General features: G+C 68.4%; 12 protein-coding genes. 5 read left to right on the forward strand and 7 right to left on the reverse strand.

Going from position 1 to position 12433, the window contains the following annotated elements:
- Positions 1 to 291, forward strand: a complete 291-nt coding sequence (locus tag AC5RVD_RS08795; protein ID WP_494126711.1) for a WXG100 family type VII secretion target — start codon at positions 1 to 3, stop codon at positions 289 to 291.
- A gap of 153 nt (positions 292 to 444) precedes the next feature.
- On the opposite strand, the gene AC5RVD_RS08800 is transcribed toward AC5RVD_RS08795, so the two are convergent.
- Positions 445 to 1452, reverse strand: a complete 1008-nt coding sequence (locus AC5RVD_RS08800) for an RNase H family protein (protein WP_494126712.1) — start codon at positions 1450 to 1452, stop codon at positions 445 to 447.
- An 83-nt stretch (positions 1453 to 1535) separates the two neighbouring features.
- On the opposite strand from AC5RVD_RS08800, the gene AC5RVD_RS08805 reads away from it, so the two are divergent.
- Entirely contained in the window at positions 1536 to 2459 is a 924-nt protein-coding gene (locus AC5RVD_RS08805; RefSeq protein ID WP_494126713.1) for a DUF4031 domain-containing protein, read from the forward strand.
- Positions 2460 to 2556: 97 nt separating this feature from the next.
- On the opposite strand, the gene groL is transcribed toward AC5RVD_RS08805, so the two are convergent.
- A complete protein-coding gene (groL, locus tag AC5RVD_RS08810; RefSeq protein WP_494112900.1) occupies positions 2557 to 4185 on the reverse strand; it encodes a chaperonin GroEL in 1629 nt (542 codons plus the stop codon).
- A gap of 395 nt (positions 4186 to 4580) precedes the next feature.
- On the opposite strand from groL, the gene AC5RVD_RS08815 reads away from it, so the two are divergent.
- Entirely contained in the window at positions 4581 to 5099 is a 519-nt protein-coding gene (locus AC5RVD_RS08815; protein ID WP_494126714.1) for a TM2 domain-containing protein, read from the forward strand.
- 69 nt (positions 5100 to 5168) lie between these two features.
- On the opposite strand, the gene AC5RVD_RS08820 is transcribed toward AC5RVD_RS08815, so the two are convergent.
- From AC5RVD_RS08820 to AC5RVD_RS08830, 3 genes are all read right to left on the reverse strand, one after another.
- A complete protein-coding gene (locus AC5RVD_RS08820) occupies positions 5169 to 5375 on the reverse strand; it encodes a cold-shock protein (RefSeq protein ID WP_127515201.1) in 207 nt (68 codons plus the stop codon).
- A 257-nt stretch (positions 5376 to 5632) separates the two neighbouring features.
- A complete protein-coding gene (locus AC5RVD_RS08825) occupies positions 5633 to 6283 on the reverse strand; it encodes a LytR C-terminal domain-containing protein (RefSeq protein WP_494112898.1) in 651 nt (216 codons plus the stop codon).
- A 61-nt stretch (positions 6284 to 6344) separates the two neighbouring features.
- A complete protein-coding gene (locus AC5RVD_RS08830) occupies positions 6345 to 6653 on the reverse strand; it encodes a DUF3263 domain-containing protein (protein ID WP_494112897.1) in 309 nt (102 codons plus the stop codon).
- 330 nt (positions 6654 to 6983) lie between these two features.
- Here AC5RVD_RS08830 and AC5RVD_RS08835 point away from each other — a divergent pair, with 330 nt between their 5' ends.
- Complete coding sequence (locus AC5RVD_RS08835; protein WP_494112896.1) at positions 6984 to 7739, forward strand: uracil-DNA glycosylase; 756 nt, start codon at positions 6984 to 6986, stop codon at positions 7737 to 7739.
- A gap of 316 nt (positions 7740 to 8055) precedes the next feature.
- Positions 8056 to 8943, forward strand: a complete 888-nt coding sequence (locus AC5RVD_RS08840; protein WP_494126715.1) for a siderophore-interacting protein — start codon at positions 8056 to 8058, stop codon at positions 8941 to 8943.
- A gap of 51 nt (positions 8944 to 8994) precedes the next feature.
- Here AC5RVD_RS08840 and AC5RVD_RS08845 read toward each other — a convergent pair whose 3' ends face one another.
- Positions 8995 to 10617 (reverse strand): threonine/serine exporter family protein, encoded by a 1623-nt coding sequence (locus AC5RVD_RS08845; RefSeq protein ID WP_494126716.1) that lies wholly within the window; start codon positions 10615 to 10617, stop codon positions 8995 to 8997.
- Between the two features lie 139 nt (positions 10618 to 10756).
- The gene (locus AC5RVD_RS08850; protein WP_494126717.1) at positions 10757 to 12286 is read right to left on the reverse strand and encodes a sialidase family protein; all 1530 of its coding nucleotides are present in this window, start codon (positions 12284 to 12286) and stop codon (positions 10757 to 10759) included.
- Between the last annotated feature and the right edge of the window lie 147 nt (positions 12287 to 12433).

The following is a 12433-nucleotide window of genomic DNA, read 5'->3' on the forward strand; positions in this document are numbered from 1 at the left end:
ATGGCCGTATTCCAGGTAGACAGCGAGGCTCTTGCCGCCAAGAGCATGGCCGTGCAGGGCACCATCGGACGGCTGCAGGTGGAGGTGAACACAATGCAGTCCGGGTTGCGCGAATTGGAGTCGCTGTGGACGGGTTCGGCGGCGGCGAACTTCCAGCAGTTGATCACGGACTGGCGGGCCACCCAGCTGAAGGTGGAAGAATCCCTGGCCAGCATCAACGCGGCGTTGTCCCACGCCTCGCAGCAGTACTCGCAGGCCGAGGAGGCCAACGCGAGGATGTTCCTGGCCTGACGATAGTCGGGCCGGAGTGCGGGTGCACGGCCGCAGGGTGGGCCGCTGGCGCCGGGTGCGGTGCCGGGCCGAGGGGGTGCCGGCGCGCGACGGCGCGGTGTGCGGGCGCGGTGTTGGCGCGCGGGGGCACATGGCCGGGCGCGCGGCCGGCGTTCAGTCCTGCTCGGGCGTGCCCTGGTGGAAGCGCAGGCGCCACCGCCCGCCATCGCGCAGCCAGAGCGAACTGCGCAGTGCCGACGCGTCGCGGCGGATGCTGCGGTAGGTCAGCAGGATGCTGTCTTCACCGAGCCGTTCGACGGCGAAGACCTCCATTGAGGCGTCCAGCTCAGGGCTTTCCTGGAGTTCGCTGATCATGGCGTCCCGCGTCCACATCCGGCCGGCTTCGCCAATCTCGGCGAAGTCGGGGTGCAGCAGCACGGCCAGGCGCCCGTAGTCCGCCCGGACGGCGGGACTGAGCAGCTCCTGCTCCAGCCGCACGACCAGCTCTTCCGCGGCGTCCCCTTCTGCGGCGGCATCCGCGAAGTCTTCCAACTCGGAGAACAGGTCCGGCTCCGGCACGACTGCTGCTGCCGACCGCCCCGCTCCGTTTCCGGGAGAACCCGGCTCCGCTGCCGCCCGGGCCGCCGGTGTGTTTCCCGTGCGGGCGGCAGCAGCCGGCGCCGATTCGAAGACGGCGCTGCCGGAGGTTCCCGGTCCGCCGGGAAAGCCCGGGCCGGCCGGTGCGCCGGTGCCGTTCTGGAAGGCGAGGGCCACCGCGCGGGCGCGTTCGTCGGCGGCTTCGTTCAGCTTGTGTCCGGCGTGGCCCTTCACCCACTCGAACTCGTAGCTGCGCCCCTTGATCGCGGCGTCGATGTCCTTGAGCAAGTCGACGTTCAGCACCGGCTTGCCGTCGGCCTTTTTCCAGCCGCGCCGCTTCCAGCCCGGCATCCACTTGGTCACGCAGTTGATCACGTACTGGCTGTCGCACAACACGCGCAGGTGTTCCTGCGGCAGGTGCGCCGTGGCCCGGAACAGGTCCAGCACGGCCATCAGCTCGCCCTGGTTGTTGGTGCCGTGCGGCCAGCCGCCGGCAGCCCACGCGGTGTCGTCGATGTACCAGGCCCAGCCGGCCGGACCGGGATTGCCGAGCGCGGAGCCATCGGCGGCAGCAGTGATAGTCATGAGCTCCATCTTTTCAGATCCTGCCACCGTTCCTGGCCCTGGGCGGGGCACATGGCAAACATTCCTGGCCCTAGGCTGGGCACGTGGCAATACTCATCGATCCTCCGCTCTGGCCGGCGCACGGCACCCACTTTTCCCACTTGGTCTCTGACACCTCGCTGGCCGAACTGCACCGCTTCGCGGCGGCCGCCGGCATTCGCGAGCGGGCCTTCGACCGGGATCACTACGACGTGCCGGCCAGCCGCTACGGCGAGCTGGTCCAGCTGGGTGCCGTCGAGGTCAGCGCCGGCGACCTGACCCGCCGGCTACAGGCGAGCGGGCTGCGCGTCCCGGCCCGTCAACGCCCGGAAAAACTGCGCCGGGTACTGCTGCGCCGGTGGAACGAGCTGCTGCCCGGGCAGCAGGACCTCGGCCGCGACCTGCTGGACCGCTGGGCAGAACCGCACCGGCACTACCATGGCCCCGGACACCTGCTGGCCGTCCTGGAGGCGCTGGAGCAGCTCACTTCCCCCGCCGCGTCCGGTCCCCGGCCACGGGCGGTGTGGTTGGCGGCATGGTTCCACGACGCCGTCTACAACGGCCGGCCCGGCGTGGATGAACAGGAATCGGCAGACCTGGCGGCTGCCTGCCTGCCGGCGGCCGGCTGCAGCAGTGAGGAGACGGCCGAGGTGGTCCGGCTGGTCCTGCTCACAGCCAGCCACTCGCCCGGCCCGCAGGATGGGTCCGGTGCCCTGCTGTGCGACGCCGATCTGTCCGTCCTCGGCGCAACACCGGCGGAGTACCGCAGCTATGTCCGGGACGTCCGCAAAGACTATGCGCACGTGCCCGACGCCGACTTCGCCGCCGGGCGCACGGCCGTCATCCGCCGTCTCCTGACGCTGGATCCGCTGTACCGGACACCCGCGGCCCGGGAGAAGTGGCTGGAGCGTGCGAGGCAGAACCTCTACGCGGAGCTGGACGCCTGGCGGCACGAGGGGCCGGCCTGGCTCCGCCCGGAGAGGGGTTGAGGCGAGGAGTTAAGGCCGCAAGGCGCGGCTCCCGTGAAGGGAACCGCGCCTCGCTAAACCGTGGCCCGTTGTCGGGCCGAGGTGGTGGCGGGGAAGCTTAGAAGCCGCCCATGCCGCCCATCTCGTCGCCGCCCGGCATGGCCGGAGCGGCCTTCTCCGGCTTGTCGGCTACAACGGCCTCGGTGGTCAGGAACAGGCCGGCGATGGACGCCGCGTTCTGCAGGGCAGAGCGGGTGACCTTGACCGGATCGTTCACGCCCGCAGCCAGCAGGTCCTCGTAGACACCGGTGGCAGCGTTCAGGCCGTGGCCGTCGGCCAGCCCGCGCACCTTGTCGGCCACGACGCCCGGCTCCAGGCCGGCGTTGAGGGCGATCTGCTTCAGCGGAGCGTCGATGGCAACCTTGACGATGTTGGCGCCGGTTGCTTCGTCGCCTTCGAGGTTGAGGTTGGCGAACGCCTTGGCGCCGGCCTGGATCAGGGCCACGCCGCCACCGGCGACGATGCCTTCCTCAACGGCAGCCTTCGCGTTGCGGACAGCGTCCTCGATGCGGTGCTTGCGTTCCTTGAGCTCGACCTCGGTTGCGGCACCGGCCTTGATGACTGCAACGCCGCCGGCCAGCTTGGCCAGGCGCTCCTGCAGCTTCTCGCGGTCGTAGTCCGAATCGGAGTTCTCGATCTCGGCGCGGATCTGGTTGACGCGGCCAGCGATGGCGTCGGCTTCGCCGGCACCTTCGACGATGGTGGTCTCGTCCTTGGTGACAACCACCTTGCGGGCCTGACCCAGCAGGTCCAGGGTGGCGTTCTCCAGCTTGAGGCCGACCTCTTCGGCGATGACCTGGCCGCCGGTCAGGATGGCGATGTCGGCCAGCATGGCCTTGCGGCGGTCGCCGAAGCCCGGAGCCTTAACGGCAACGGACTTGAAGGTGCCGCGCATCTTGTTCACGATCAGGGTGGCCAGGGCCTCGGCCTCGACGTCCTCGGCGATGATCAGCAGCGGCTTGCCGGACTGCATGACCTTCTCCAGGATGCCAACCAGGTCCTTCACGTTGGAGATCTTGGAGTTGACGATCAGGATGTACGGATCCTCAAGGACCGTCTCCTGGCGCTCGGCGTCGGTGACGAAGTACGCGGACAGGTAGCCCTTGTCGAAGCGCATGCCTTCGGTGAGTTCCAGCTCCAGGCCGAAGGTGTTGGACTCCTCGACCGTGACGACGCCTTCCTTGCCCACCTTGTCCAGGGCCTCGGCGATCAGCTCGCCGATCTGCGGATCTCCGGCGGAGATGGACGCGGTGGCGGCGATCTGTTCCTTGGTCTCGATTTCCTTGGCGGAAGCGATGAGCTCGGCGGTGACGGCGTCAACGGCCTTCTCGATGCCGCGCTTCAGGCTCAGCGGGTCGGCGCCGGCAGCAACGTTGCGCAGGCCTTCCTTGACCAGGGCCTGGGCCAGGACGGTCGCGGTGGTGGTACCGTCACCGGCGACGTCGTCGGTCTTCTTGGCGACTTCCTTGACCAGCTCGGCGCCGATCTTCTCGTACGGGTCGTCCAGCTCGATCTCCTTGGCGATGGACACACCATCGTTGGTGATCGTGGGGGCGCCCCACTTCTTCTCGAGCACGACGTTGCGGCCACGCGGGCCGAGGGTCACCTTCACGGCGTCAGCGAGGATGTTCAGTCCGCGCTCGAGGCCGCGGCGGGCCTCTTCGTCAAATGCAATGATCTTTGCCATAGCGGCTTACGTCCCTTCTGGACAATAGACACTGGACGCAGCTTTTCACGGCTGCTGGCCACCTGCGGTGCCCGCGACGGACGGCTCACGACGACGGCGGTTTCTGTACGCCGCGCCGCTCACCTCACCGAGGTGGCGGGTTTCACTCCCTACGGGCTTTCTTAGCAGTCAGCCCGCGAGAGTGCTAACTCAATAATTAGCACTCGCAGGTGTCGAGTGCAAGCTGTTGGCGGCTGCCGGCCGGACCGCTTCGCGGATCGCGATTCCCCTGAGCGCCCCCGGTCCAACAATCAGGGTGGACCCCCATGGAAACGGCCGGCACGTCCCGCGTAGATTGGCAGGTAAGACAGCGCAAGCAAACTATCGGCCCCGCACCGGGCAAAGGTCGGAGAACCATGTCTGAATCACCGGACGAAAAGAACACCAGCAACCCCACCGAACCCCTGGCACCGGGCCCGAACCCGACGAGGCCGCTCGGCGGTCAGCGGCCGTACGGCGCATCCGGCCCGCAGCCTTCCGGGCAGCCCGGTTACGGGGTTCCGGGGCAGCAGCAGCCCGCTCCCGGGCAGCAGCCCTTCGGCCAGCAACCCTACGGCGCCCCGGGACAGCAATACTCGCAGCCGGGCCAGCCGGGGCAGCCCTACGGCCAGCAGCAGTATTACGGGGCTCCCCAGGGCTACTACTACCCCGAGCAGAAGTCGCGGCTGATCGGCGGCCTGCTGGGCATCCTGCTGGGCGGCCTGGGCGTGCACCGGTTCTACCTGGGCCACGTCGCCATCGGCGTGGTGCAGATTGTGGTCACCTTCCTGACGTTTGGCTTCGGCGCCGTCTGGGGCTTCGTCGAGGGCATCATGATCCTGGTCGGGGCGGAACCGTTCAAGCGCGATGCCCGCGGAGTCCCGCTGAAGGAGTAGGCCCCATCGGCGCGACGAACCGGCGGCGGAGGCACCCCAGCCTCCGCCGTCGTCGTCGTTGCGGGTCTGCTACGGCGCGACCCGGACCTCTTCTGCCTGCGGGCCCTTCTGGCCCTGGCCGATCTGGAACTCTACGCGCTGCCCCTCATCCAGGGAACGGTAACCATCCATTTGAATAGCGGACCAGTGGACAAAAACATCGGAATTTTCTTCGTCCACGGTGATAAAGCCGTAGCCCTTTTCCGCGTTGAACCATTTGACGGTTCCCAGCGCCATAGCGTTCTCCATACTCAGTAGTTCCAGCCTGCCGCCTACGGTTCGGCGGCAGAGTGGTTTTACCCTAAACCAAGCAGGGGCAGAAAAGTGAGCTGTGGCACACTTAAGTTATTGAGGCGTAACCGAATACCGCACGGGCGGACGCTTCCCATGGGTACTGCGGGTCCAGCGCCAAGGCCTCTTGGCGGCCCGTGCCCAGCGCCTGCGTTTATAGGTAGCGGGGTCCGAACGCCTGCGTTTATTGGTAGCCGGGACGTTTATTGGTAGCCGGGACCGAGCGCCACGGTGACGTACTGCGAGACGTTGCCGTTTGCCTGCAAAGCACTGATGCCCAGCAATTCACCGAGGGCCCGCGCGTTGGCTTCCTGGCCCGGGTTGTAGAAGATCACCGAGCCGGCCAGCGGTGCGCCGCCCCAGTTGTCCACGACCGCGATCGACCAACCGTCCGCCTGCACCCTCTGCGATACGGTTCCGGCCAGTCCGGTCACACCGGTGCCGTTGAGGATCATCACCGGGTCCTGCTTGTTGACGGCGGCGGCCTCTTCCGTGGGTTCCTCGGTTGCTTCCTCGGTGGGCTCATCCGTGGGCTCGCTGGTCGCCTCTTTGGTGGCCGTCGGGGTGGCTGTTTCCGTTGGTTCCGGGGTTTTGGTTTGCTGTGCCGTCGCCGACGGTGAAGCAGCGGCAGTTGCGGTGCTGGTCTGCGCGGCGACCGGAGTCGGAGATCCCCCGCCCCCCAGCAGCGGGAGCACGAAGAACGACAAGGCCCCCACCGCCAGTGCAAGTACCGCTGCCAGGACGATCAGGCCCAGGCCGTTGGACTTCGGCGTCGCCATGCGGGCGCGGTGCACACCGTGGCGGTCTGAAGTTTCAGGGACCTGGTCGAACTCATCCCGGGGGTACTTGGTCATCGCGTACAGTGCATCCTTGGTGGTGGAGAAACGGAAACCGGCCTACCAGGCCGTCCCGGATCTAGGCGTCGGTGCCCAGCCTGCGAGCAGTGCGCGCGCGCTGGCGGGACGTACGTAGTCTACGCAATCTCTTCACCAGCATCGGATCGTGCGCCAGCGCATCCTCGGTGTCGATCAGCGCATTCAGGATCTGGTAGTAGTGCGTGGCGGACATGTCGAACAGTTCGCGGATGGCCTGTTCCTTGGCTCCGGCATACTTCCACCACTGCCGCTCCAGGGCCAGCATCCGCTGGTCGCGTTCGCTCAGGGGGCTGGCGTCGTCAACCTCTGCCTCGATGGAAAAGGCACTGGCCTCGGCCGAACCTGCCACAACACACCTGCGCTTCCTAGTACTTGCTGACAGCAATCAATACCGTCCCCATGATAAGTGCGAATCACAGGCATGTCATTCACCCCGCCCGGCCGGGTCCGGACTGGCCGCTGGCCGGCAGTGCCCGCAGTGCCTCACTGGCCGCTGTCGGCAGTGCCCGCCGTGGCCTGCTTGCCGCTGGCGGCAGCGCCCGATGGTCCGTCGGCGTCAGTGCCCGCGGTGACTGACTAGCACTGCCGGCAGTACCCGCCGTGGCCTGGTTGCCCGCTGGCGGCAGTGCCCGCGGTGCCCGATTGCCTGCCGGCGGGTGGTTTCCGCAAAGATAGAACGGTGAACTACGACGACGGTGCCCTCTTCCCGCTGCCTGCCCAGCCGCCCGCGGCGGACTTTGGCGCACCGTATCCGTTCGCCTCCCCCCGGGAACTCTCCGCGGTAATCCATCCCGAGTGGGCCGAGGTGCTCGCACCGGCCGAACCGCTGCTCTGGGATTTGGCCTCCTATCTGGACGGCGAGCGCGCCGCCGGAAAGACTTTGCTGCCTGCCCCGGCCAACGTGTTGCGGGCGTTCCAGCGGCCGCTGTCCAAGGTCAAGGTGCTGATCGTCGGCCAGGACCCCTATCCCACGCCAGGACACTCGATCGGACTGGCCTTCGCCGTCGAACGGCACGTGCGGCCCCTGCCGCGCAGCTTGGCCAATATCTACCGCGAACTGCAGATGGATTTGGGTATCCGGCCGCCGCAACACGGAGACCTGAGCGCCTGGAGCGACCAGGGCGTGTTGTTGCTCAACCGCGCGCTGACTGTGGAGGCCGGCAAGGCCGGCTCCCACCGCAACAAGGGGTGGGAGCAAATCACCGAACTCGCGGTCCGGGCGCTGGCCCAGCGCGGCGGACCGCTGGTGGCCCTGCTCTGGGGCCGCGAAGCCCAGCAACTGGCTCCGGTTTTGGAGCAGGTGCCGCGGATCGAGACCGTGCACCCCAGCCCCCTGTCGGCCTCCCGCGGGTTTTTCGGGTCGCGGCCGTTCAGCCGGGTTAACGAACTGCTGGCCGCCCAGGGCGCAGACCCCGTGCACTGGGAACTGCGCTAGCCGCTGCTGGGCAACGTGGGCTTCCGACTGGCCGGCGCCGGGACGTTTTGTCCATGTTTTGCGCGCGGGTCCGGCGTCGCCGCAGGTCAAGGGCTCAACGGTTTCCAAGACATGGACAGTTACGGCCAAACGTGGACAACTGGAACCGTGCGCGACCGCTGAGGCCAAGCGGTTCGCGGTGCGGCGCCGCGCGTTCCTGGGCGGCCCGTGTTCCTGGGCGCCGCGTGTGACCTTCCCCATCCGCAAATTGGGATTACCGTACCGGTGGATTAGGTTGTCCTAAGTAGCAGTTTCCCTTCGTCAGGAGTAATGCAGGATGCAGACACAACCGGCAGCAGCCCCCGCCCGTGCGGGCCGGAGCGCTCGGCCGCCGAGGGTGCAGACCAACCTCCAGGTGACGCGCACCGAGTGGATTTCGAAGCACATGGTCCGGGTGTACGCCGGCGGTGACGGGTTCGATTCCTTCGCCGAAAGGTTTGCGGCCAAGGACGCCACGGACCAGTACATCAAGGTCATCTTTTTGGACCCGTCGTTGGACCTGGAGCTCCCGGTCAACGTCGCGGAGCTGAAGGAAACGCTTCCGGCCGACAAGCTGCCCGTCACCCGCACCTACACCGTGCGGCGGGTGGACCGCGACACGCGCGAAGTCGTCGTCGACTTTGTGGTCCACGGCGACGAAGGCCTCGCCGGACCCTGGGCCGCCCGGGCCCAGCCCGGCGACTGGATGATGTTCAACGGGCCCGGCGGCGCGTACCGGCCCGATCCCGACGCCGACTGGTACCTTTTGGCCGGCGATGATGCGGCGCTGCCGGCAGTCGCTGCCGCCATGGAGGCCCTGGCCCCGGACGCCCGCGGCCACGCCTTCCTGGAAGTGGATTCCGAGGCGGACGTGCAGGAACTGGACGCTCCGGCCAACGTGGCAATCCATTGGCTGTTCCGGCGCGGCCAAACGCCCGGGACCGCAACCCTGCTGCGCGACGCCATAGCCGGCCTGGACTGGCCCGCCGGCCGGGTGGATGCGTTCGTCCACGGCGAGCGCGGCGAGGTGAAGTCCCTGCGCGATGTCCTGTTCAAGGACCATGCCTTGTCCCGGGACCAGGTCTCCATATCGGGCTATTGGGCCTACGGCCGGGCCGAAGATGCCTTCCAGGCGGAGAAGCGCACGGAGGCGGGCCAGATCTTCCCGGAGAACTACCAGGCCTGATCCGGCCAGGCGATCGCCCGGCCTCTCCGGCAGCCGGCGGTTCCGGCGTCCTTAGCGGCGCCGGGCCCGCCGGTTTTCGTTCGAGCCCAGCCCCTTGGTGAACGGCCGGGCCAGGTTGTCGCCGAGCACAGTACCGCCGGCGATCGCCAGAATCACCGTCAGCGCACTGAACAGCCCCAGGATGCCGTTGAACGGGGCCTCGGTGTTGACGGTCAGCTCGAAGATGGACCGGAACACGGACAGGCCAGGCAGCAGGAACAGCACCGCCGGGACCGCCACCACCAGCTGCGGCGAGCCCATCCGCAGGCCCACAATGCGCCCGAGGAACCCGATCACCACGGCTCCGACGGCCGGGCCGATCCGGTCCCCGATCCCCGCCCACACCACGAAGTCGTAGATCAACAGCCCGACCAGCCCGACGGCGGCCGTGGGCAGCAGCATGTTCAGCTTGGTCTGCTCGGTCATGCAGAGAGCAATGGTAGCCACGACGAGCAGCAGCGCCCGGACCACGTAGGGGTACTGGCCTTGGCCCTCCACAAAGACTTCGGGCAGGCTGACGCCGAGCATCGAGCCGCCCACCAGCCCCACGGCGACGCCGGCGGCAATCGCGGCGAAGGTAAAGAAGGCCGAGAGATAACGCCCCGACGCGGTGACCGGGAAGCCATTGATGGCGTCTTGGGTGGCGGAGACCAACCGGCCGGTCGGCAGGAGGAACAGGATGCCGCCGGCGATCACCAGCGACGGGCTCATCGGCACGTGCAGCGCCCAGAACAGCAGCGCCATCACGGTGGCCAGGCAGGCGCCGATGCCGGTGATGAAGAAGTCCGGCATCCGCCATTTGCTCAGCTTCCGCCCCACCAAACCCATCAGCACGGTAGAGACGCCGCCCACGAGGGCGGCGAAGATGCTGCCGCCGAGGAAGGCAATAATGAAGCCGGAGAACACGCCGCCGGCCGCGATGGCCATCCACCGGGCGAAGGGCTTGGGACGCGAGGTAATCTCCTGCAGCCGTTCCTTGGCTTCGCTGCGGCCCACCCCGCCGTTGACGATGTCGGTGACCAGTTCGTGCACCAGGGACAGGCCGGCGTAGTTGTTGGTCCAGGACCGCACCACCCGCATCACGGTGATGGGCACGGTGTCCGGCTTGGCATAGTTGATCAACACGGACTGGTTGGTGATGTCCACGTCGATGTCGCTCAGCCCGAAAGCCGCCGTGACGGCGATGATGCTGGTTTCCACCTCCAGCGCGCCGGCTCCGTAGCGGAACATGGTTTCCGCCACGTCCAGGACAAAGTCCAGCGTGATGCGCGCGGAGGCGTCGATCCCGGCCGTCTGGATCATCGGGTTCGCATAGGGGCTGCCGGCCAGCCTCTCCACGATGCTCATCGGCGCCGTGGGCGGTGCCTCCCCCTGCACGAGCTTGCGCAGCATCCGGCGGGCTGCCGCGTTGGAGCGCGAGGCTGCCGCGGAGGCGGGCAGCGGCGCGGTGCCGGTGGGAACCGGCTTGACCTGCTTGGCTACCGGCCGGTCCGTCGGACGCGGCACGGGAGGGTGGGTGGGCTGGGGTCCTGCGATCGAACCGGCGCGTCCGGAGCCGGAGCCGGCATCGCTGGCCGGAATGTTCTTCGGCTTGATGATCGGCAGCATCCCCGCCTGCGGAGTCGTGGGTGACATGGATTCCTGGTCTGGGTCCTTGTCCTGCAATCCCTCTCCGTTCTGCGTCACCGCCACCGTCACGGCGGCGCTCGTTGATCCCGGGTTAAATCCTTGCACACCTCGCCGGGAGGACACCGGCACGGTGCCGAGGCGCACGTCACGCCTCGCGGATTTCACCGCTGACGACGTCGATGCTGAACTTCCGCGTCAGGCTCGCCACCGGGGCGCCGCCGACAGGGCTGTCCCCCGGGACCGCGGTGCAGGTGAAGGAAATCGTCAAGCTTCCGGCCGCAACGTCCGCGCGGGTCACCGTGCGGACAGGATGGAGGTAGCGGGCTTCGCCGCCGGGACCCACGTCCTGCGGCGGAAAATTTGCGGCGTTGTCGAACCCACCGGATAACCGCACCCTCAGGTGCTGCGGTCCCAGCATCTTTGCCCGTCCGGCAAAGACGAGCACGTCCCCGGCACGGTAGCCCGGCACCGGCTGGCCCTCGGCCGTGCTACGGACCGCGTGCAGCACCATGTCGAAGCGCAGCGGGTAGTCCCCGGGCACCGGCAGCGGCCCGGTCACGGGTCCCGGCCCTCCCGCGCGGCCGTCGGCCCGGGGTGTGACCGCCCCGCGCGGCCAAGCCGCCAGCAGCAGCCCCGGATCTGCCGTGGCATAGACGATCTCGCGGCCGCCGTGCCGCTGGTACAGCACTCCGATGCGGCCGTCCGGCAGCCGCACGGCGGCCGGCCCGGTGGCACCGCTGCCGTGAACCGTGAGTTTGTGCGGCCAGGAGTGACCGTTGTCCCGCGACAGGCTTAGCACAACGTTGCGGTGCAGCAGCGGGTCCTGGCAGTTGGCGGCCAGCAGCCAGCGGTCGCTCGCCGGTGCGGCCAACCCGCCGATGGCCGGCAGCCCGTCGAAGCGGACCAGGGAGCCTGCGCTCCCTGGATCCGGCAGCTCGTCGACCGGCTGCGGCGGCCCGTAGCTGTGCCCGCCGTCGTCCGAGACCGCCGCCCACCGCCGGGGCGCAGCCCAGGTATGCAGCAGCACCCGGCCGTCGGCCAGGCAGACGGCGGCACTACCGCCGTCCTCCGCGGCCACCGCGCCGGGGGCCTGTCCCGGCAGCGGCTCCCCCATGGTCCAGGTGTCTCCGTGGTCGTCGCTGTAGCAGGAGGCCGCCCTCGTGCGCGCACCCTCCGCCATCACCGCGAACTGCACCAGCAACCGCCCGGCAAACCGGCCTGCATGCAGGCCGGTGCCCGGCCCGGCACCTGCCAGCGCTGTGATCGTGTCCGAAGCCCGCCGCGGGGCGACCGACCGGTGCTGCCAGGTGACGCCGTCGTCGTCGGAGGAAAGGAGTTCGAAGCGGCGTCCGTTGGCCGCGGGCACCGGCCCTGCGTCACCGCCTCCGGCCCCGGCGACAAAGGCCAGGAAAATCCGGCCGGTTGCGGTATCGGAGAACAGTCCCGGTTGGCCGGCCGCGTGCCCGGACGTGTCCGCCCACGCCACCTGCTGCGGTTCCCAGGTCGCTCCGCCGTCGAAACTGCGGCGCAGCAGCAGGTCCCCGGCGGGCCGCCCGCCCAGCCCGCCCAGGCCTGCATAGGCAACCACGGCGCTGCCTGCCGGAGTCACGGCGAGCGCCGGAGCCCGGTACTGGCGGTAGCCCTCCACGCCCCGAACGGCGAGGACCTGTTCCATTCCTCCACCGTACCTTTCACGGTGCCCGGAGGGCAGGGCTGCACGACACGCCGGTCGAATCCGGTTGCCTGGTCCAACCATCGGTCAGGATGTGAACTGAAACACACGTTGCAGTTCTGCCTCGCACCCCACTTTTTGAAAGGACGC

The sequence above is a fragment of the Arthrobacter sp. THG-b23 genome, assembly GCF_059091265.1.